General features: G+C 68.7%; 21 protein-coding genes. 8 read left to right on the top strand and 13 right to left on the bottom strand.

Translation table 11 applies throughout. The features are described 5' to 3' along the window. Positions 1 to 136 precede the first annotated feature (136 nt). The 3 genes from OG558_RS19270 to OG558_RS19260 all read left to right on the top strand — a co-directional run bounded on the left by OG558_RS19270 (position 137) and on the right by OG558_RS19260 (position 2,818). Entirely contained in the window at positions 137 to 625 is a 489-nt protein-coding gene (locus OG558_RS19270) for a cupredoxin domain-containing protein (protein ID WP_405071491.1), read from the top strand. A 121-nt stretch (positions 626 to 746) separates the two neighbouring features. Then, on the top strand, positions 747 to 2,075 hold the full coding sequence (locus OG558_RS19265; protein ID WP_329484739.1) for a hypothetical protein: 1,329 nt from the start codon (positions 747 to 749) through the stop codon (positions 2,073 to 2,075). Further along, entirely contained in the window at positions 2,072 to 2,818 is a 747-nt protein-coding gene (locus OG558_RS19260; protein WP_405071490.1) for a nucleotidyltransferase domain-containing protein, read from the top strand. Before OG558_RS19265 ends, OG558_RS19260 begins: the two co-directional genes overlap by 4 nt. Here the strand turns inward: OG558_RS19260 and OG558_RS19255 are convergent. The 5 genes from OG558_RS19255 to OG558_RS19235 form a co-directional block, all read right to left on the bottom strand. Then, positions 2,778 to 4,004: a glycosyltransferase 87 family protein gene (locus OG558_RS19255; RefSeq protein WP_405071489.1), complete on the bottom strand. Its 1,227-nt coding sequence runs from the start codon at positions 4,002 to 4,004 to the stop codon at positions 2,778 to 2,780. The genes OG558_RS19260 and OG558_RS19255 overlap by 41 nt on opposite strands. Positions 4,005 to 4,006: 2 nt before the next feature. Further along, a complete protein-coding gene (locus OG558_RS19250; protein WP_405071488.1) occupies positions 4,007 to 4,678 on the bottom strand; it encodes an HAD family hydrolase in 672 nt (223 codons plus the stop codon). A 73-nt stretch (positions 4,679 to 4,751) separates the two neighbouring features. Next, the gene (locus OG558_RS19245) at positions 4,752 to 5,540 is read right to left on the bottom strand and encodes a DUF4097 family beta strand repeat-containing protein (protein ID WP_405071487.1); all 789 of its coding nucleotides are present in this window, start codon (positions 5,538 to 5,540) and stop codon (positions 4,752 to 4,754) included. A 107-nt stretch (positions 5,541 to 5,647) separates the two neighbouring features. Further along, positions 5,648 to 6,913, bottom strand: a complete 1,266-nt coding sequence (locus OG558_RS19240; protein ID WP_405071486.1) for a CpaE family protein — start codon at positions 6,911 to 6,913, stop codon at positions 5,648 to 5,650. Continuing rightward, complete coding sequence (locus OG558_RS19235; RefSeq protein ID WP_405071485.1) at positions 6,913 to 7,572, bottom strand: SAF domain-containing protein; 660 nt, start codon at positions 7,570 to 7,572, stop codon at positions 6,913 to 6,915. The genes OG558_RS19240 and OG558_RS19235 overlap by 1 nt, the downstream gene beginning before the upstream one ends. A gap of 182 nt (positions 7,573 to 7,754) precedes the next feature. Here OG558_RS19235 and OG558_RS19230 point away from each other — a divergent pair, with 182 nt between their 5' ends. Further along, positions 7,755 to 8,003: a helix-turn-helix domain-containing protein gene (locus OG558_RS19230; protein WP_329484732.1), complete on the top strand. Its 249-nt coding sequence runs from the start codon at positions 7,755 to 7,757 to the stop codon at positions 8,001 to 8,003. A 250-nt stretch (positions 8,004 to 8,253) separates the two neighbouring features. Here OG558_RS19230 and OG558_RS19225 read toward each other — a convergent pair whose 3' ends face one another. Then, positions 8,254 to 8,802, bottom strand: a complete 549-nt coding sequence (locus OG558_RS19225; protein WP_329484731.1) for a hypothetical protein — start codon at positions 8,800 to 8,802, stop codon at positions 8,254 to 8,256. 161 nt (positions 8,803 to 8,963) lie between these two features. Between OG558_RS19225 and OG558_RS19220 the strand changes: the two genes are divergently transcribed. From OG558_RS19220 to OG558_RS19210, 3 genes are all read left to right on the top strand, one after another. After that, positions 8,964 to 9,992 (top strand): LysM peptidoglycan-binding domain-containing protein, encoded by a 1,029-nt coding sequence (locus OG558_RS19220; protein WP_405071484.1) that lies wholly within the window; start codon positions 8,964 to 8,966, stop codon positions 9,990 to 9,992. Between the two features lies 1 nt (position 9,993). Next, entirely contained in the window at positions 9,994 to 11,019 is a 1,026-nt protein-coding gene (locus OG558_RS19215; protein WP_405071483.1) for an Rv3235 family protein, read from the top strand. A 195-nt stretch (positions 11,020 to 11,214) separates the two neighbouring features. Beyond that, positions 11,215 to 12,213, top strand: a complete 999-nt coding sequence (locus tag OG558_RS19210; protein WP_405071482.1) for a VanW family protein — start codon at positions 11,215 to 11,217, stop codon at positions 12,211 to 12,213. A gap of 7 nt (positions 12,214 to 12,220) precedes the next feature. Here OG558_RS19210 and OG558_RS19205 read toward each other — a convergent pair whose 3' ends face one another. Continuing rightward, the gene (locus OG558_RS19205) at positions 12,221 to 12,628 is read right to left on the bottom strand and encodes a cupin domain-containing protein (protein WP_405071481.1); all 408 of its coding nucleotides are present in this window, start codon (positions 12,626 to 12,628) and stop codon (positions 12,221 to 12,223) included. Between the two features lie 99 nt (positions 12,629 to 12,727). Between OG558_RS19205 and OG558_RS19200 the strand changes: the two genes are divergently transcribed. After that, positions 12,728 to 13,435 (top strand): helix-turn-helix domain-containing protein, encoded by a 708-nt coding sequence (locus tag OG558_RS19200; protein ID WP_405071480.1) that lies wholly within the window; start codon positions 12,728 to 12,730, stop codon positions 13,433 to 13,435. Positions 13,436 to 13,489: 54 nt separating this feature from the next. On the opposite strand, the gene OG558_RS19195 is transcribed toward OG558_RS19200, so the two are convergent. From OG558_RS19195 to OG558_RS19170, 6 genes are read right to left on the bottom strand one after another with little or no spacing between them, the layout of a single operon-like run. Then, entirely contained in the window at positions 13,490 to 15,415 is a 1,926-nt protein-coding gene (locus OG558_RS19195; RefSeq protein WP_405071479.1) for a hypothetical protein, read from the bottom strand. Beyond that, positions 15,412 to 16,473 carry a glycosidase gene (locus tag OG558_RS19190; RefSeq protein WP_405071478.1) on the bottom strand — a complete coding sequence of 354 codons (1,062 nt, stop codon included), beginning with the start codon at positions 16,471 to 16,473 and terminating at the stop codon, positions 15,412 to 15,414. Before OG558_RS19190 ends, OG558_RS19195 begins: the two co-directional genes overlap by 4 nt. A gap of 25 nt (positions 16,474 to 16,498) precedes the next feature. After that, on the bottom strand, positions 16,499 to 17,317 hold the full coding sequence (locus OG558_RS19185) for a carbohydrate ABC transporter permease (protein ID WP_405071477.1): 819 nt from the start codon (positions 17,315 to 17,317) through the stop codon (positions 16,499 to 16,501). Beyond that, positions 17,317 to 18,219: a sugar ABC transporter permease gene (locus tag OG558_RS19180; RefSeq protein ID WP_329484721.1), complete on the bottom strand. Its 903-nt coding sequence runs from the start codon at positions 18,217 to 18,219 to the stop codon at positions 17,317 to 17,319. Before OG558_RS19180 ends, OG558_RS19185 begins: the two co-directional genes overlap by 1 nt. Then, a complete protein-coding gene (locus OG558_RS19175; protein ID WP_329484720.1) occupies positions 18,216 to 19,505 on the bottom strand; it encodes an extracellular solute-binding protein in 1,290 nt (429 codons plus the stop codon). Before OG558_RS19175 ends, OG558_RS19180 begins: the two co-directional genes overlap by 4 nt. Next, positions 19,502 to 20,539 carry a LacI family DNA-binding transcriptional regulator gene (locus OG558_RS19170; RefSeq protein ID WP_405071476.1) on the bottom strand — a complete coding sequence of 346 codons (1,038 nt, stop codon included), beginning with the start codon at positions 20,537 to 20,539 and terminating at the stop codon, positions 19,502 to 19,504. Before OG558_RS19170 ends, OG558_RS19175 begins: the two co-directional genes overlap by 4 nt. Between the last annotated feature and the right edge of the window lie 88 nt (positions 20,540 to 20,627).

The following is a 20,627-nucleotide window of genomic DNA, read 5'->3' as shown; positions in this document are numbered from 1 at the left end:
CACCCTAGCGGCCACCGCCGACAGTGGGCTGCGACACTGGCTGTATGGGAACACTGAGTTATCTGTGTTCGTCAGGCAAGAGGGTGTGTCCCGCACCCTGAGAACTTCACAGACCCCTCGAAAGGCTCCTGGACCGATGCGTTCGACGCTCACTCGCGGTGCCGCCGCCGCACTTCTGCCCACCCTCGGCATGCTGGTCCTCGCCGGCTGTGGCGGTGGTGACTCCGACAGCGGCGCGAGTCCGAGCAACACGCCGAGCGCCTCCGCCAGTACGCCGACGGCCCTGCCGACGAACACCCCGACCCCGGGCAAGCCGAACACGAGCTCCCCGTCGAACACCGCGGACCCGTCCGGTGAGCAGGCCGACGTGACCATCAACGTCACCGTTGCCAACGGCAAGGTCACCCCGAGCGGCGCGACCATCAAGGCGAAGGCCGGCCAGACCGTGCTGGTCACCGCGGTCAGCGACGCCGCGGACGAGGTGCACATCCACGGCTACGACAAGGAACTGCCGCTCACCCCGGGCAAGCCGGCCTCGGTCAAGTTCACCGCGGACATGAAGGGCACGTTCGAGATCGAGACCCACGAGAGCGGCAAGCTAGTCGCCAAGCTCGTCGTCTCGTGAATACTGCAGTGGACTGCCGCGCCTCCGGCACGGCGCGGTCGCGGGGCCTTAGCTCCCGGCCTTCCCTCGTCGCTCTGGTCGCTTCGCTCCCTCCGCTCCTCAGTCCAGGCCGGGAGGCCCCGTGACCGGGCTGATCCTTCCCCTGCACGGGATCGGCGGCCGGCAGGACCTGCCGGTTCCGTTCGGTCTAGCGGTCGGGGGCGCCGCGGTCGCCATCGGCGTCTCGTTCGTCATCCTCGCGCTGGCCTGGCGGAGTCCGAAGTACCGGGGCAACGCCTCCGGGAAGCCGTTGCCTGCCGCAATCACCCGGACGGTCGACGCGGTCTGGTTCCGCTGGGCGGTCCGGCTGGTCGGGCTGGCGACCTTCCTCTACGCGATGGTCTCGCTGATGTTCGGCGTGGACCGGCTGACCAACCCGATCTTCGGGTTCATCTACATCCTGGTCTGGGTCGGGCTGGTGCCGATCTCGATCGTGTTCGGCCCGGTCTGGCGGACGCTGAACCCGCTGCGGACCATCCACCTGCTGCTCAGCAAGGCGCTCCGGCAGCCGCCGTCGAAGGGCGTGCTCGAATTGCCCGCGTGGCTCGGTCTGTGGCCGGCCGCGCTGGGCATCTTCGCCTTCACCTGGCTGGAGCTGGTCGCCCCGGACCGCGCCACCATCCCGGTCCTGCAGGCGTGGCTTGCACTGTACTTCGTGATCACGCTGTTCGGCGCGATCCTGTTCGGCGATCGGTGGTTCTCGACCGGCGACCCGTTCGAGGTGTACGCGACCCTGATGTCCCGGTTGTCGCCGTGGGGCCGTCGTACCGACGGAGCCCTGGTGGTCCGCCGCCCGCTGGAGAACCTGGACGGTCTCAAGCCGCTACCCGGTCTCGTCGGCATGGTGTCCGCGCTGCTCGGATCCACGGCGTACGACGGCTTCTCGAACTCGACGGCGTGGATCGGCTGGGCCCAGAACCAGGACGTCTCGATGACCTGGCTGGGCACCGCCGCGCTGATCGGGTTCATCCTGTTCGTCCTGGTCACGTTCACCGGTGCCACGCTGCTGGCCGGGCGGTTGTCGGACAGCTCCCGTACGACGCTGCCACGGTTGTTCGCGCACTCCGTCATACCGATCGCCTTCGGGTACGTCGTCGCGCACTACCTGACGCTGTTCATCCTCGAAGGGCAGCGGACGCTCATCTACTTGAGTGACCCGCTCAGCAACGGCGCCAACATCTTCGGCACCGGTCTGCTCGCGGTGAACACCGGCATCACCAACCACAGCACGACGATCGCGGTCATCCAGGTGCTGGCCGTGGTCTGCGGTCACCTGCTGGGCGTCGTCTCGGCGCACGACCGTGCCGTCGCTCTGTTCCCGCGCAACAAGGCGCTGGCCGGTCAGATCCCGCTGCTGGTCGTCATGGTCGCCTACACCGTCGGTGGTCTGCTCCTACTATTCTCGTCGTGACGTACACGGTTGCGGAGAGGTCCCGCCTGCGCGACTTGCTGGTGGAGGCCGCTCGGTCTGATGTACGTGTCACCGGTGCGGCGCTGACGGGGTCTGCCGCGGTCGGAGGTGAGGACGGGTGGTCCGACATCGATCTGACCCTCGGACTCGCGGCCGACGCCGACCAGGACGCCGTACTGGCTGACTTCACGGCACTGATGTACGCCGAGCACGGCGCTGTCCACCACACCGACGTGTGGTCGCGCCGGACGGTGTATCGGGTGTTCCTGCTGGCTTCGACGTTGCAGGTGGACATCGCCTTCGCACCGGCTGCTGAGTTCGGTGCGCTCGGGCCCACGTTCCGGCTGCTCTTCGGCGAGGCCGTGGAGCAGCCGGCCTGGGGGACGCCGGCACCGGTGGACCTGATCGGGATGGGGTGGCTGTACGCGTTGCATGCGCGGTCGAGCATCGCGCGGGGCAAGGTGTGGCAGGCCGAGTACATGATCAGCGGCGTACGCGATCACGTGCTGATCCTGGCGTGCTTGCGGCACGGTGTGCCGCATTCACAGGGCCGTGGCCTGCATCTGTTGCCAGCGGCCACCACTGCGGCTGTGGAGCCGACGCTGGTGCGATCACTCGACACCGCTGAGCTCTTGCGAGCCTTCCGCGCCAGTGTCGACGTACTGCTGGCCGAAACTTCTCTGGTTGATGCTGACCTGGCGGTCAGGCTTGGTCCGCCGTTACGGGCGTTGACGACGGCTTAGGCAGGCTGCGGCTGGTGACCGCCAGCAGGATGAAGGCGATCATGCCGACGATCAGGTGCGAGTTGCCGGGGATCGATTGCCAGAAGGTCCAACTGAGCTCGCGGTCGTCGCGGTACGGCACCCACCAGATCGAGCGCAGTACGAACAGACCGTAGAAGAGCACTCCGGTCACGACCGCGGGGTTGAGGCCCCAGACCCGGTTGACCGCGCGGATCAGGCTCACGCCGAGCGGGATGATCCAGACCCAGTGGTGACTCCACGAGATCGGCGACGCGTACAGCACTGCCAGCGCCATCACGGAGATCGCGGTGACGCGCTCGTCTGCCAGCCAGTAGCGCCGGGCCAGCCAGAGCACGAGCAGGCCGAACACGGCCGAGAGCACGAACCACGCCGGCTGCACCCAACTCGCGTCGTTGCCGAGCCGGTGCAGGAAGCCGTTGAAGGACTGGTTGCCGGTGTAGGCGATGCCGCCGACCCGGTTCGCGTCGAGGATGACGTCGGTCCAGTACCGCCAGGACTGATGCGGCACGATCGCGAATCCGATCGCCATCGTGGCCAGCAGCCCGAGTACGGCGTTGCGCAGCGCACGCCACTGCTTGGTGACGATGAGCAGCGCCAGGAACGGCAGCGGCGTCAGCTTGACGCCGATGGCGACACCGAGCCAGAACCCGCGCAGCCGCGCGTCGTTCGGCCGGACCAGATCCAGCAGGATCATTGCCGTCAGCAACAGGTTGATCTGGCCGAACTGGATCGTCTGCCAGACCGGTTCGAGCAGCAGCGAGAGCGCGGTCAGCGCGACCAGGACTGCCGTCCGCTTGCGGGGCGTGATGAACGACCAGAAGGTCTTCGGCAGGCTGGTCCGCCACAGGGCGGTGATGGACAGCACCGAGATCGTGGTCCAGACCACCAGCGCGACACCCCAGGGGACCGCGGCCAGCGGCACCATCGCGATCGCCGCGAACGGCGGGTAGGTGAACGGCAACCCCGAGCCCGGCAGCTTGGCGTCGTACAACGCCTGCCCGTGGAGCAGCACCGAGCCGCCCATCCGGTAGACGCGCAGGTCGATCATGCCGCCGAACAGGCTGCCGACCCAGGCGCCGAGAGCGACGAGCAGCGCGCAGCCGACGATCGCGATGACGACGCGACGGGCGGCCGGGCGAGGTGGGGAGGAGGGTGTGGTGGTCACGGTCACGTCAGGTCGGCTCCGAACAGGGTTTCCAGCGCTCGCCGGGTCTCGTCGTACTCGGTGTGGAGGATCGCGGTCATGCCGATCGCGCGGGCGCCGTCGACGTTGAGCTCCAGGTCGTCGATGAAGACGCACTCCGCCGGCTTCAGGTCCAGCCGGCGGGCGGCCAGCAGGAAGATATCCGGCTCGGGCTTGCGCATCCCGACCTCACCGGAGATGACGATGTCGTCGAACATCCCGTCCCAGGTGTCGCGCGGGTAGGTGTTGCCCCAGGAGTTCGACAGCAGGGCGGTGCGGATCCCGTGCGACCGGGCCCGGCGGACCAGTGCGGACATCGCCGGCTGGTGCTCGAAGTGCGCGAACATCCGCTCGATCAGCCCCTCCGCGGGCACCGGCGTACCGTCGTGGCGGACCAGGATCGAGGCGAGCTTGCGCTCGAAGTCGGGGACGGCGATCTGGCCGCGCTCGAGGGCGTGCACCGGGTTCAGCTCGGCCTCCGCGGTGGCGCTTTCGGGCGTCGCGGCGGGCAGCCAGGCGAGCACCGCCTGCAGGTAGGAATCGAAGTCGAACCCGTCGAGTTCGGCCCAGCGCCGGAGCGCGGCCTCCAGGCCCGAGGTGAGCACGCCGCCCCAATCCACCAGCAGGCCGCGCGGCACCACCTTGACCTCTGACATGCCGGCAAGCCTACTCAGAACATGGACCCGACCACGCCGGCGGTCCTACCGGTCACTCGCCGTATCCGCGGCGTCAGTGGTTGTACTCGATAGTGACGTCGCCCGACGAGGTCTTGGCTTTGATGGTGCGGGTCGCGGTCTGGTCGGTCTTCACACTCGCCGACTCGTCGCCGGACGAGGTGTCGGTCTCCACCTTGTACGACTCGGTGCCGGACGGTATCCGGATCGACACGTCACCCGAGCTCGCCTTCGAGTCCACCGACTGCGGTGCGACCGCGAAGTCGAGGTCGACATCGCCGGAACTGCTCTCGGTCGACACGCTGGTCGCCCGCAGATCCTGCCCGTCGAGGTCACCAGAGCTGGACTCCAGCCGCAGCGGACCGGCGACGTCCTGCACCTCGATGGTGCCCGAACTCGACTTCAGGTCCGCACCACCGGTGAGCCCGGACACCTTGACGTGCCCACTGCTGCTCTTCAGCGTCACCGGCAGGTCCTTGGGAACCGTCACGATGTAGGTGGTCTTGCACCCGAAGGACAGGAACCCGCAGCCGGAATCGGTCAGCTCGAGCTTGCCGTTGTCGTACTTCTCCTTCGGATCGGACCCGAACACGTTGCGCTCGAACTGCCGCTCGACCTTGACGTCCGGGCCGTCGCCGGCGCGTACTTCGACCTCCGCGGAGCTGCTGTCGATTCGCAGCGCATCGCCCTGCACCGGGTAGCTGCCCTCGCCCGTCTTGGTGCCCTCGGTCAGGCCGGTCAGCGCCCAGTACAGCCCGCCGAGAATGAGCGCGACCGAGATCGCGATCCCATACCGCCGCTCGGTGCTCATCGTGCTCGGCGGCCGGCCCTCGACGTCGGACATTGCTCCCCCCTGGGGTGCGACAACAGCCCAACCCTGACACATCCCCCGACGCCTGTCGGTGGGGTTTTCCCCCGTATTCCCACCGACTCGACCCTGAGTGGCACGGGTCAGCCGACGAGCTCCTTGGCGATGGTTCCGGCGAGTTGCTGGAGCGACTTGCGGAGCTTGCTGGACTTGGCGGACTCGGCCAGGCTGCGGCCGCGGGACATGGCGGTGTCCACGGCGCTCAGGTCGTACGGAAGCAGGGCGGCCGGCTGGACCCCGGCGTACTGCGTCAGTGCCTCACCGACCGCATCGGCGGGAGAACTGCCGAGGGAGCCGGAGCGGACGCGGTTGACCACCACCCTGAGGTTGACCGACGGCACGATGGCGCGTACTTCGTGGATCGCGCGGATCAGGCGGGTCAGGCCGACCGGGTCCGCCGTACCGACGACGATCACCTCGTCGGCCTCCTCCAGCGTCGCCACGGTCGCGCCGTTGCGGCGCGGCGCCAGCGAGTCGAACGAGATCTCCTCATCCGTCTCGATACAGAAGCTGACGTCGACGACGGTCACCGGCGCCAGCATGCGCGCGGCCGACCAGATCGACTCGATCGCGGCCGGCCGCAACTCCGTCCAGCGGTCGGCGCGGCTGAGGCCGGTCAGCACCAGCAGATGCGGCTCGACCTGACGCGCGTGCTTCGCCAGCGTCACCATGTCGAGCGAACCACTCGACGCCGACCGCGCCGCGGCGGCCAGCCCGGAGGTCTCGTCGAGCATCCCGAGGAGCTGTGCAACGGTCCCGCCGTACACGTCAGCGTCGGCGAGCAGGGTCGGGACGCCTTTGACTGCGAGCTCACAGGCCAGTCCGACGGCGACGGTGGTCCGCCCGGGCGCGCCGGTCGGGCCCCAGACCGCGATCACCCGGCCGCTGCCTTGGGTGTAGACGGGCGGCGGGTTGCCCGCCGTCTCCGGAGTCAGCGGCACGAATCCGCCCCCGAAGTGCGACAGCGAGGCCGGCGGACCCGACTCGACCGCATCGGTCACCGCGCGGCCGAGGTCCTCCGGGCTGACGTCGGCCGGGAGGATGCGCTCGATCCCCATCCGGCTGAGCCTGTCCTCGGCACCGAAGGGGGCGCCGTTCTCGGTCGGGTCCACCAGGGCGAGTACGGCGATCCCGCGCGTGTGCAATGCGGACACGGCATCCGAGGTGAGCCGGGCCAGGTCGTCGGCGAGCAGCACCGCGCGGGCCTGACCGCTCGCGGCCGCCGCCATCACGTCAGCGAGGTCGACACAGCGCCGCACCACCCGGATCCCGGGTGCGCGCTCGGTCCGCCGTACGACGTCTGCCTCCCAGGGGGCGCCGGTCACGGCCAGCAGAACGGGGACGGACATCAGCCGGCCCGCCGCACCAGAGTCGGCTCGCCCGCGCTCATCGCGGTGAGCGCGGCCGGGAGCCGCGACAGGTCGGACGGCGCCAGCCCGATCAGGACCTGTCTGCGGGCCGAACCACCTGCCACGCCTTTGACCGCGTCGATCTGGAGAACGCGAACGCTGCTCCAGAGCAGCTTGGCCGGCTGACTCTGCTCCTTCGGGACGACCCAGATGTCCACTGTGTCGCCTCCCGCGGTGTCCGACGGCAGCCGTCCGGTCGCGACCGACAACGGCAACTCGGTGCGGTTGCGCTCCGACTCGGAGACTGCCGCCTCTCGCGGCACGAACTCACCGGCGTCGACGGCGCGGGCTACGACGAGGCCATTGAGGTCGGCGCCAGCGGCGACGTACCTGCTGGCGTCGTCGCTGCTGGTGAAGCGCACCCGCACGGTGGTGAGGTCGTCCCCGGTCAGCGTGGTGCCAGCCCGGAGGTCGTGCTTGGCCGCCCAGATCGTGGTGGTGTCGTCGGCCGCCGACAGCAGCTTGGCGCCGGCCAGCGCGGTGATGGCGACGAGCAGTACGCCGAGGACGAGCCGGCCGTCCTTCCACCGGGCCCGCCGGTTGCGCTGGGCCGGGACGGACGGTGCCCCGAACCCACTCCGCACTGCTGTGTCGACCACGTCGAACTCCCCAGTCAATCGATCGCTCTCGGAGCCGACATTCTGCCGTGTCCGGGGACCTCGCTGTGAACGGTCATCCACAGGGCGTCACTCCCTGCCCTTGCCTGGGGACAAACGAGATCATCCCATCGTCAACCGTGGCAAACTGACGGAACCAGCCACTATGTGAAGGAGTAGGACGGATGCCGGGTCCCCGATTCCTCCAGCTCGCCGACGTCGCCGAAGTCCTCAACATCTCGGCCAACCAGGTGTACGCCCTGGTCCGGCGCGGCGACATCCCCGCGGTCAAGATCGGCGGTCGTGGCCAGTGGCGGGTCGAGGCCACCGAGCTCGAGAAGTACATCGAACGGCTCTACAGCGAGACCAAGGACTTCATCGACAGTCATCCGTTCGGCGAAGAAGCAGAGCAGACGGAAGAAGCGCACCACTAACCCAGGCGAGCCGGCGCCGGGCCGGTCTGTCTGGGGTTCCGGGGATTCTGCTAGTCACTCCGGGTGTGTAGCGCTCGCCAAAGCCAGCGCCCGCGGGATTCGTGGAGGGTTTCTGGCCCGTCCAGTAGGGAATCCCTCCACTGTCCGACCCAGCCTCGCGAGTGTGGTCGGTTCAGTCGTGGAACCGGTCGGGTGATCGCGGCTCTGCCGGGACTTCGGACCGGAGCGCTGTCGGCCGGATGCGGTTGGCTCAGCGGCGGCGGAGGGCGCGGAGGGCCTGGGTGGGGACCAGGCGCTGGTTGTAGACCTCGCTCCGGCGCCGGGGAGCGTCCAGGGGATGCTCGGCCAGCTCGAGGAAGTCGGCTCCGACCCGGTCGATCGTGCCGGTGACCGGTCCGCCGCCGCTACAGAACAGCGTGACCGGTGAGCGGTCGCGCGCGATCCCCCGCAGCAGGTGCGCCAGCCCGAGCTTCCCCTCGACCGCCCCGCTCGCCGGCTCCGCCCACGGCCCCAGCCTGTGTACGGCGACCAGCGCGGCGACCGGGATCAGCCACTCCTCGTACCGCTCGGTCTCGATCAGCAGGCAGTCCTTCCCGACCCGCGTCAACGTCCCGTGTACCGGGTCCGCGTCGATCAACTCCACCCGGACGACCGTGTCCACGGCCCCGCGCAGCCGGTCGAGCACCGTGATCTTCCCGACCTCGGCCCGGACCCGATCCGCGACCTCGCCGTACAGGTCGCCCTCCTGAAGCGCCTCGAACTGCGACTCCAGGTCCGCGAACAACGCATCCCACCGCATGCCCGCTGAACCTACCGGCCGTTGGCGGTCACCCTCTGTCAGGGAAGTGCACGCTTCGTGCGTTAAGGACTTGCAAAGTGACAGTAGAACCGGTCTATAGTGGTCAAGCCAACGCAAACTCAAGCAAACTCATAAGTCGGGAGCGAAGCGGGATGAACGCGATGATCCGGGCAGTGAAGGGGACGCTCGCGGTGCTGGCGCTCGTCGGCGTCGGCCTGGGCTTGCGCTGGATGACCGCGGGCTCGATCACCGGAGTGAACAGCCACGACCTCGACTCGATGACAGTCCTCGCCGTCGGCACCGTCGCCTGGATGGCCTACGGCTGGCTCGTCCTCGCAGTCGTCATGACCGTCCTGGAGCAACTCCCCGGAGCCATCGGTGCCCTTGCCGGAGCCATCGCCGGCCGGATCACCTCAACCACCGCCCGCACCCTCCTCCGCTCCAGCCTCGGCGTCGCCGCCGTCACCCCGCTCACCGTCGGCGTAGCCCACGCAACCCCAGCCGACGCCACTACCACCCGCCCCTGGACCCAGGTAGAGCCCCACTCCACCGTCCAACTCACCAGCACCCCCACCAAGCCCAGCTCAACCGTCCACCTCGCCGGACAGGCACCCGCCCCCCTGCACGCCGCCTCAGACACGACGAACTGGCGCACCACCGAGCCCGGCTCAACGGTCCACATCACCGGGCACGCACCCACCGCTCACCCGGACGCCGGCGCCACCCAACCCGACCTCACCCGGCCTGGCGTAGACCAGCCCGGCGTGAAGCAGCGCGGCACCACCGAGCCCGGCACTACCCACCCCGGCGTGAACCGGCCCGGCGTGGAGCGGTCTGGGGTGGGACGGATGGAGGACGGGGTGCCGGGTGGGGGGCGGGTTCGGGTGGGGGTGCCGGATCGGCCGGCGGTGGGGGCGGCTACTCGGTATACGGATCTGCGGTCCGGGGTTCCGGTGCGGGTGCCTGGGCGGGTTGTGGTGCGGGCCGGGGACTCGTTGTGGAGCATCGCGGCGCGGGAACTGGGTCCGAACGCCAGTGCCGAGGCGATCGCGGCCCGGTGGCCGGAGTGGTACGCCGCCAACCGTCAGGTGATCGGTTCCGATCCCGACCTCATTCTTCCCGGTCAGGTACTGCGCATCCCGGCAGCCGCGACCGGCCAGCACGTGCCGCCCACCCACCAGGAGAAGTGACATGAGCCAGCCTCAGAACCTCCGTGCGGACGAACTCCAGCACCCGACTCCCCTCACCCCTCTCGCAGCTGTCCCCGAGACCCCGGCGTCCCCGGACGACGTGGCCGGCGAGGTCAGCATCGCGACACCGCGGCTGTGGGCTGTCGATGGTCCTCCGGCGCACACCGTGCCGGCGACGGTGCGCTACGCGGACAGCATGACCGACGGCGCGCTGGCCCTGCGCCTGCAGGCGATCACCCGCCTCGGCGTGGTCTCCGCACCCACCACCCTCACCACTCTCGCCGCCTTCACCACAGCCTCAACCCAGGCCCGCGAAGCCGAGGGTGAAGCCCACCTGAAGGTTCAGGCCGCGGTGGCTGAGGGGCGGAAGCTCGCAGCGGTGCCGGCGGCGGCCAGCGACGGATCGGCTGGGCCAGTGAGGGCTGACGTCGGTGACGGGTCGGCGGCACCGGTGCCGGCTGAGGTCGGTGACGGGTCGGCGGCACTGACGGTGGCCGCAGCCGCTGACGGGTCGGCCGCGCCGGTCAGGGCTGGGGTCGGCGACGGGTCGGCGGCACTGACGGTGGTCGCGACCGGTGGCGGGGCGGCGGCGCTGAAGGTGGCCGAGGACGGGCTTGGGTCGGCGGGGCCGGAGGTGGGTGGAGCTGCTCGTGCAGCGGCGGCCGCGGCGGGGGCGGGGGTTGGGCCAGGGGTGCCGGATGCGCGGGCTTGGGCTGGGCGGTTGGTGCAGGCGGTTTCGGAGGTGCTGGCGGGGGATCGGCCGATTTCGCAGTTGGTTCGGTTTGCGGATGAGTCTGTGTTCGCGGATTTGAATCGGCGGGTTCGGGTGTTGGGGCTGACTACTACGGCTACCAGTCGCGGTGCTCGGGAGCGGAGTGCGGTGCGGTCGGTGCGGGTGTGTACGCCGGCTCGGCACGTGGCTGAGGTTGCTGCGCATGTGCGGCATGGGGATCGGTCGCGGGCGATCGCTTTGCGGATGGAGCTCCGGCGTCACCGATGGATCTGTACTGCGCTCGAGATCGGCTGAGCGGCGACGGCTTGGGCGGAGCGGTCGGAGCCCGGACGGCAGGCCACGCCAGCCCGGCATCGAACTCTCGGTGGAGTTCTGGCGTCGTAGAGGAGCGCAATCCGATCGTGCTTTCGCTGTCATATGGCTGCGGCAGGCGCGGCGTACCGTAACCGGGTCGGTCGCAGGACCGCCCCTCGTCGTTCGGGGGAACGAATGTCAGACACGACCGTCAGCAGGGCACTGGAGTTCAGCGAACCGACAGACACGGAGCGATCGGAGTCCACTGGGGTGACGCCGGACGTGGCGTGGCGGGTCGGTCTGGAGGACTTGACCGACGCGGAGCGAGCCCGAGTGCTCCCCGCGGTACGGCGACGCCGGTGGAGTGAGCGGATGCCGCTGCTCTATCCACTGGCCGTGCGGTACCACCGCGTGCTCAAGCGACTCGAGTGGATGCGGTCCAGTACGCCGTACGCACGGCTCCGGCAGGTGGACGAGTTGCCGGTGCGGGTGAAGCGGCACAAGTCGTTGCTGTTGCGGCAGCTCGGCGAGACCGAGATGTGGATGCAGCACAACAAGGTGACCAACCTGAAGCTCGCATGCGCCCAGGTGGACGGGCTGCTGATCCGGCCGGGTGAGACGTTCTCGTTCAACAAGCTGGTGGGCAATGCCACGCGCCGCAAGGGCTATCGGAAGGGCATGCGGCTCTCGAACGGGCAGGCGCGGCCGGGCATCGGTGGCGGGATCTGCCAGCTCGCCAACCTGCTGCACTGGATGGTGTTGCACTCGCCGTTGACGGTGACGCAGCGATCCACGCACAGCTTCGACCCGTTCCCGGACAACGGGCGGGTGCTGCCGTGGGGCGTGGGCTGCAGCATCGTCTACAACTACGTGGATCTGCAGTTCCGCAACGACAGCGACCAGACGTTCCAGCTGCGCGTCGGAGTGGGCGATCGCTACCTGGAGGGCGAGATCTTCGCCGACGTTCCGGCCGAATCGTCGTACCGGGTGTTCTCGCGGGGTGAGCGGTTCCTCCGGGTCGGCGCAGAGTACTTCCGCCGCAACGAGATCTGGCGGACGGTGATCGACCGGCGCACCGGTACGACGGTCCGCGACGAACTGATCCGCGAGAACGTTGCCCTGGTCAAGTATGTCCCGGTCGACGTGCCGGTGCTGGACGTCGTACCGCCGCAGCAGTACCCCCCGAGCCGGTAGCCGGCGACTACTCGAGCAACGCGCAGCCGTACTTCTCGAAGAGTGCGGCCACGTCGCCGGAGAATCCGCCGTGCAGCTCCCCGAGCATCGCGTGCGTCGTCGCCGACATCACCAGCACGTACCTGGCCGGCTCCTCGCCCGGGTTGCCGAACGTGTGCGGCACCCCACGCGGGCCGACAATCCCCGATCCGGCCGGGACGTCGTAGTCCTCGCCGTCGATCCGGAGCCGCAGCGTCCCGGAGAGGACGTACCACGCCTCGTCGTCCTCGTGATGGACGTGCAGCGGCGCCTGCCAAGCCACCTGGTCCGACGTACGCCCCGCCGCCTCCCACTCCGCGAGCACCAGCCCCGATCCCGCAGGAGCGACGGTCCGTCCGAGCAGCGGCACGCCCGACACATCATCTCGACGCGACATCCAATCAGCTCCCCCAGTCAGCGTGCACACCATCCTCAATCGCGAGAGCCGTGACCACAACCGGCAGAAACTGTCGGTGGCGGGTTGCAGAGTGGTGGCGTGACTCTGGTTGTCGAGCCGTACCGGGAGCGCCCCGCGCTGGTGCCCGGCGCCGCCCTGTGGACGCGGACCGCCGAGGGCGGGGAGTACCGAATCTTGCCTGACGGCTGTATGGACCTGCTGTTCACGGACGACGACCTGATCGTCGCCGGGCCTGACAGCCGCGCGTGGACCGGGACCGCGGACCGCGGGACCAGGTACGCCGGGATCCGGTTCGCGCCCGGAGCCGCGCCGGACTTCCTCGGCGTACCGGCGAAGGAGCTGCTCAATGAGCGCGTCCAGCTGGCCGACCTCTGGTCCCCGGCCCGGAGCAGGCGGATGCTCGACCGCATCCGGTCGGCGCCGGACCCGGCCAGGGCCTTGGACGAGGCCGTGGCGAGCCTGGCCGAGGAGCCGCCGGATCGGCTGATCATTCAAGTACTGCGGAGCATCCGGGCCGGTGTGCTGCGCGGCGGAGCCGGCGTGTGGGGTCTGGCCGGCAGCGTCGGGTTGAGCGAGCGACAGCTGCATCGCCGCTGCCTGAACGCGTTCGGCTACGGCCCGAAGATGCTCGACCGCGTCCTCAGGATGAACGTCGCCCTCGACCAGGCCCGCACCGGCCTCGCGCTCGCCGACGTCGCGGTCCGGACCGGGTACGCCGACCAGGCCCACTTCACCCGCGACGTGAAGGCCCTCACCGGCGTACCGCCGAGAATCCTTCTGGGCTGAGCCCTCTCCGCGTGTCAGCATTGCTGTTCACGGCGAACTGGTGTGCTGAGGCGATCACCCGAGCACGACGGTGAAGCCGCCGGGTTGGACGACCGCGTGACTGGGATTGGTGCGCGAATGGAGTTGGCCGGTGGAGGTGTAGGAGTAGGCCACTCGGCCCGGGACGCTGACACTGCGAGGATGCGAGTCGACGCTGGTCAGCAAGGTCCCGTTGTCCAGGCGCAGCGTGCTGATCATGGGGATCAGGAGTAGCGCGTCCACCTGGGCCGGAGCGGTCGCGGTGGCTTTCAGGTTGGTCGCGTACGGCGGAAGTGGTGTGGCGAGCGTGATCGGTAGCAGAGCACCAGGAGCCGCGGAGATGCCTTGCGGGCCAGTCACATGATCGATGGTGCCCAGGACATGCGAGCCGGTGGTCCACGTGGTGCGAGCGGGCGACGGTGTGTCGACCAGGTTGACGATCGGGAGGACCAGGACCGGCTGGGATGAGGACGGCAGGGTCCAGGTCGCGGACTCGCCGGCTCCCAGCGACAGGTAGGAGCCGTTGCTCCATTGGGATTCGCCGGTCCAGGCGGAGGGTGGCGTGACCACCTGACCGCCGGTTGCCGACTCCGCTTCGACGACCCGGAGACCGTCGTACGTCGGTCGGCCGAGCAGGCGGGCGATCTCCGGTGCGGCGTCGAGGGCGAGCATGGAGAGCTGGCCGTGGATGCTGGACTCGGCGCCGGAGTTCCGGTTGACCACACCGTCACCGGAGATGCCGTCGTACGTGCGGCCGGTGGCCGGGTCGTACATCGCCTCGCCGGCCCGGTTCGCGCCGAAGTACCAGGCGGCGACGAAAGCCGCGACCTGCTTGAGGCCGGGCAGTCCGCCCGCCAAGAGGCCTTGCAGGCGAGCGTCGACGCCGTAGGCGATCTGCGTACGGTCGATCGGAGCGGGGAGCCAGCCGTTGTCCGGCCCACCGGCAGTCATCAGCAACGGCGTGAAGCCGGCGGTGTCGCCGATCGCCGGGTCAAGCAAGCGGCGAGAGCCCAGCGCCGACGAGGCAGCGGCGAGTGCGGACGGCATCTGGGCACCCCACGCGTGCCAGTCGGAGATGGACTCGCCCCACGGCAGCAGGGCGCGGAACGGCCAAACAGTCGTCGATCCAGCACTCATCGCCGCGATGCCTTCGGCGAACTGTGCCAGCGCTCGCCGAGCCCGCGCTGACCCACCGGCTCGGACATAGGCCGCCAGGCCGAGGACAGCCTCGGACGTCGCATCGGCACCGTTGACGATAAGCCAGGCTGGCACACGGCGACCGTCAACGATGTTGTACTGGCCGTAGCGGGTGAGCACTTGACGCTCCAACGCTGACACCGCGAGTTCGAGGCGAGCCTTCAGGAAGTCGGCGAAGGCACGGTCGGTTCGGCGGAAGACGGCGTACCCCTCGCCTAGCGCCCAGACCGTGCGGGCGAGCCAGTACGCCGGTCCGGAGTCGGAGGGGTCGGGGAGTTCGGGGGGATCGGCGCTGGGGTTGAGGGTGCCGTCCGGTTGCATCCAGAGGACGACGTTGCCGTTGGGTGACTGGAGAAACGCCAGGCCGCGCAGTAGACCGCGAGCGGCGGCCAGCGAGGACGCGTCGTGGAAGAGCTCCCCGTGACGGAGGTAGACGACGGCGGCGCGGGAGATGTCGTCGGCGTTGTAGGCGCCCTGCCCGTAGGTGTTGGTGACGGGGTCGTAGGTGCCGCCACCGATGCGCTTGTAAGAGCCGTCGGCTTGACGATCCGCGTAGGTCCACAACACGCCGAGCGGGCCTGAGCCGAAGGTGCTGTGGCCGGACGCTGCCGGTGGAGTGACCGAGGCCCGGAGGAAATCGAGGTGGGCGAGGTTGGACAGCCGCCCACCCTTCGGGGTCGCCGCGGCAACGGTTGCCGTCGGCAACATCGCGGCGGCGGAAGCGGCGACGGCGCCGCCGAGGACGGTACGGCGGGTCGGGTTCATGTCAGTCGGTCCAATCTCGCGACACCGATCGCCGCGTCGGCCATGCCGTAGAAGACGTAGCGCACGCCGTCCACTTCCTCGATCGCGGTCGGGAAGACCACGTTGCCGACGGTCCCGACCTTCTCCTCCTCGGTCTCCGGCACCAGGATCGGCTCCGGCGTCCGCGCGATCACCCGGGTCACGTCGTCCGGATCCAGCAGCAGCGCGCCGGCCGCGTAGCAGACCCGCTGGGTGGTCGGATCGAACCCTTCCGGTTGCTCACCGGTGACGCCGTGATGGATCACCAGCCAGCCCTCCGGCACCCGCAGCGGCGCCGGGCCGGCCCCGATCTTCAGCTCCTCGAACGGGTACTCCGACATCGCCACCAGCCGGTGGTTGCGCAGATGCACGAGATTCCCCAGATCAGCCTCGACGTCGGCCACCGATACGAACGACACCCAGATCCCCGGCCGGTCATCGGTGACCCCGGCCGGGAGGTGCACGCCCTCGCCCTCACGGAACCATCCGAGGTCCCACATCGGCCGATGCAACATCGCGTACGACGGTTCGCCGTCCGGACCGGTCACCGGCTCGGGGAAGAACACCGTGTCCTTGTTGGGGAACAGGTTCAGATCAGTGTCGAGCGAAGGCTGGTACTCGAAGTGCAACGGCCCCAGCCGCGTCCACGAACGCAGATCCGATGACACCGCCAACGCCGGCTTCGGGCCGAGCGGACCATAGGCGACATACGTCATCACGTGCAGGCCGAGCAACGGGACCCAGGTCACCCGCGGGTCCTCGACGCCGGCGTTGTTCAGTCCACGCTCCCAGCCTTCGTCCGGGGCCAGGACGACGCCGTCGCGCCGGACGCCGACCGGCACACCGTCCTTCAGCTCGACCTCGGCCAGCCCGACCCGCGACACGTTGCCGGCAGCAACCAGTCGCGGCAGGAGGTACAGCGTGCCGTCGGGGGTGTGCCCGGTGGCCGGGTTCAGCACCCCCTCGGCCTCGAGTTCGTTGCCCGGCTCGGCCGTCATCAGGACGCCGACGCGGGTCAGGGTGTAAGGAACAGTAACCACGAGAAGCCTTTCAGAAGGAGAGATTTCAGCCCTTGACCCCGGACGAGAGGTTCGAGGAGATGAAGCGGCGCTGGAAGATCACGAACAGCGCCACCGCGGGCGCGGCCAGCACACAGGCCCCTGCGAGCACGGCGCCGAACGGGTTCGCCGCCCGGGACGCGACCGTGGTCAGGTAGTTCGACAACGAGACCGCGAGCGGCTGCAGGTTCTGCTGCTTGGTGATCAGGAACGGCCAGAGGAACTCGTTCCACGGCCCGATGAACGTCAGGAGTACGCCGGTCAGCAGCGCCGGTTTCACCAACGGCACCGCGACCCGCCACAAGATGTTGAGCTCGGACGCACCGTCGATCCGGGCCGCGTCGAAAAGCTCGGCCGGCAACTGCAGGAAGTACTGCCGGAACACGAAGACCGCGGTCGAGTTGATCAGGAACGGCAGGATCATCCCGCCGTACGAGTCCGCCAGCCCGTAACTGCGCACGATCAGCACGTACAGCGGGATCGTCAGCAGCTGGAACGGGACGACCTGGATCAGCAGCATCAGGTTGAACACCAGCCCGCGGCCGCGGAACTGCAACCGCGCCAGCGCATAACCCGCGAGCACACCGAAGACCAGCGTGCCGAGGATGACCCCACCGGTGAAGATGCCGGAGTTGATCAACGACCGGCCGAGGTTGATCGCCTCGTTGATCGCGGTGTAGTTGTGGCCGGTCAGGTTCCCCAGCTGCGGGAACGCCCCGCGCACCGTCGAATCCGGCTCGGTCTGCAGACTGCCGATCAGCATGTAGTAGAAGGGGAAGAGGAACACGAACGCGCCCAGCAGCAGGGCGATGAACCGTAGTCGCATCAGTCCTCCCTCCCTACGAAGCGCCGTTCGATCAGAGCGATGATGAGTACGCCGATCACCAGCAGCACGCCGATCGCAGAGCCGACGTCCGGATTGCCCTGCTCGATGCCCTTCTGGTACATGATCAGAACCGGCGAAGCGGACGCCCCGTCCGGCCCACCGCCGCCGGTCAGCAGATAAGGCTCGGTGAACAGGTTGGCCCCGGTCACCGTGGCCAACAGGACCACCAGCGTGGTGGCCGGCCGGACCCCCGGCACGGTCACGTTCAGGAACGACTTCCAGCGGCCGGCGCCGTCCATCGACGCCGCCTCGTACAGGTCCGCCCCGACGTTCTGCAAGGCGGCCAGGTACAGCAGGATGAAGAACCCGAGCTGCTTCCAGGTCACATAGAACGCGATCGTCGGCATCGCCAGCTTCGAGTTGACCAGCCAGGACGGATCCGGCGCCAGCGGGCCGAGGATGGTGTTGACCAGCCCGTTCGAGTTGAACAGGAACAGCCAGACCCCGACCACGGCGACGCTGGCGGTCACGTACGGCACGTAGTAGCTGACCCGGAAGAACGTCCGCCACCGGATCGCCGAGTTCAGCGCGGTCGACAACCCGAGGGAGAAGATGACTGTCAGCGGCACATTGATGACGAGGAAGATCAGGACGTTGTAGAAGGATCGTTGGACCGCGGGATCCGTCAGCACCGTGACGTAGTTCTCGAACCCGACGAACGGCCGGTCCACGACCGCACCGGGCGCCGCGAAGAAGTAGTCGTGGAACGACATGTACACGGCGAACCCGAGCGGGTAGGCGAATACTGCGAACAGAAAGACGACGTACGGTGTGACGAACGCCGTCCCGACCGGGTGTTCCCCCAGGATCCGCCCGGTCAGGCCGCGACGTCCGGCGATCATGACTGTTTGACGAGCTGATCGATCTTCTGCGCGGCGCCGTCCAGGGCCTCACCCGTGTCCTGCTGGCCGAAGATGACCGACTTGGAGTAGGCGTCCCGGAAGGTCTGCCAGATGGTGATCGAGTTCGGCACGTTCGGCACCTCGACCGTACGGGCTGCCTGGTCCGCGAACACCTTGTAGTCGGGGTTCTTGGTGAAGTAGTCCGCGTACGCCGACGCGACGTCCTTCCGCAGCGGCATCTGGCCGGTCGTCTGCAGGAACTTACCGTCCTGCTCCTGGCTGGTGGCGAACTTCAGCACGTCCCACGCCGTCCCGCGGTTCTTGCAGGACGAGTACATCGCGACGTTCTTCGCGTCGGAGAAGGTGTGGATCTCGCTCGCCGGCTTGGCGGCCGAGGTCGGCACCGGGACGACGCCCCAGTCGACCTTGCCCTTGTACGACGCGATCGCCCACGGACCGACCACGGCCATCGCGGAGGTGCCGTCGACGAACGCGTCACCCGTGTACTTCTCCTGCGACGCCAGCTTGTCGGCGTACATCGTCCGCCAGAAGGTAGCGACCCGCTTGCCTTCGTCGGAGTTGAACGTCGACTTGCCGTCCTCGACCAGTTGTTTGCCTCCGCTCTCGGCCGCATACAGCGGGTAGAAGTCGAACCAGGACTGATAGAACTCGTTGCTCGGCGCCGGGTAGATGGCGACCTTCGCGGCCTTCGCCGCGACCAGCTTGCGCGACGTGGCGAGGAAGTCGTCGTACGTCGTCAGCGGCGGCTTCGCGGTGTCGATACCGGCCTTCGCGAACGCCTTCTTGTTGTAGAAGATCATCACCGGGTTCGACTTCCAGGGCAGCTGGTAGTACTTCCCGTCGGCCGACTTGTACTGCTTGGCGATGTCCCCGGAGCGGTCCTCGATGTACGACGTACCGTCGCTGAACGAGTCGAGCGGCACCAGACCGCCCTGCTTCTGGAACTGCGAGACCGAGGCCGGCGAGGTGTTGAAGATCAGGCACGGCGCGTTGCCGGCGGTGATCGCGGCGCCGATCACCTCCTCGGAGCTCTTCCCGGTCGGGATCTCCTGGGCGGTGACCTTCTGGTCCGCGTGGGCCGTGTTCCAGGCCGCGACCATCTGCTTGCCCCAGGCCACTTCCTCGGCGTTGTTCGAGTACCAGATCGTGATCGGCCCGCGGGCCTTGGCAGCGGTGTCGGCACTACCAGAGCCGCCACTACTGCCGCCACACGCGGCGAGCGAGCCGGCCAGGACAACGGCCAGCAGTCCAGCTTGCAACTTCATGATTCCTCCAGCTGTGGGGGTACAGCGGTCGAGCGGCGTACGACGAGCTGCGCGGGGGGCAGCTCGACATCGGGTACGTCGGCGGCGCCGTCGACGACCTGGTTGAGGGTGTGGGCCGCCGCCTCGCCGAAGCGGAACGGGTCGGCGCGGACAGTGGTCAGGCCGGGGTGGACGTACTCGGCGATCTCGCTGTCGTCGAAGCCGGCGATGCTGAGGTCGTCCGGCACGCTCAGTCCGGCAGCATGGGCCGCGCCGAGGCCGGCGATCGCCATCCGGTCGTTGGCGTAGACGATCGCGGTCGGCGGCTCGGCCAGGGCGAGCAACCGCCGGGTGGCCTCGATCCCGCCGGCGGCGGTGAAGTCGCTGGTCTCCATCGCCACCGGCTCCAGACCGGCCGTGGCGAGGGTCGCGGCGAAAGCCGTGGATCGCGCGGTTGCATGCACGAACGCCGGCGGGCCGCCGACGTGCGCGATCCGGGTGTGACCGAGCCGCAGCAGATGCTCGACCACCGCGGTGGTGCCGGGCCGGTCGTCCAGGGTGACGGCCGGGAACGGTGACGCCCCGTCGGGCCGGTTCAGCGTGACGGCCGGCAGACCGAGCTCGACCAGCAGACCGATCCGGGGATCGTCGTGCCGGAGGTCGGACAGGAACACCCCGTCGACCCGGCCGTCCTGTGCGAGTCGCCGGTAACCGGCCTCCTCGTCCTCGCCGGCCGTGACGACCTGCAGGACCAGAGCCTGCCCGCGGGTCGAGAGCACGCTCTCGACCCCCGCGATGAAGGCTGGGAAGAACGGGTCAGACGACAGCACCGCGGGGTCCCGGGTGATCACCAGGCCGAGGGCGAACGCCTTCGAGACCGAGAGCGACCGGGCCCGGTTGCTGGGCCGCCAGCCCAGTTCGTCGGCGGCCGCGATGATCTTGTCCACGGTCGACTGCGCCAGCCCGGGCCGTCCGTTCAGCGCGAACGACACCGCGCCCTTGGACACCCCAGCCCGGGTCGCGACATCCGCGATCGTCGGCCGCTGTTTGCTCACATGCACCTACCTTGGCGGGTTTGAACCGGTTTAACAGGCATCTAAACCGGTTTAAACCACGACGTCAAGAGGTTAGCGACCGTCACCG

It is taken from the genome of Kribbella sp. NBC_01510 (assembly GCF_045040325.1).
In the GTDB taxonomy this organism is placed as follows: Bacteria; Actinomycetota; Actinomycetes; order Propionibacteriales; family Kribbellaceae; genus Kribbella.
The sequence above is the reverse complement of the archived record's forward strand: the minus strand, read 5'-3'. Positions and strand labels throughout refer to the sequence as shown.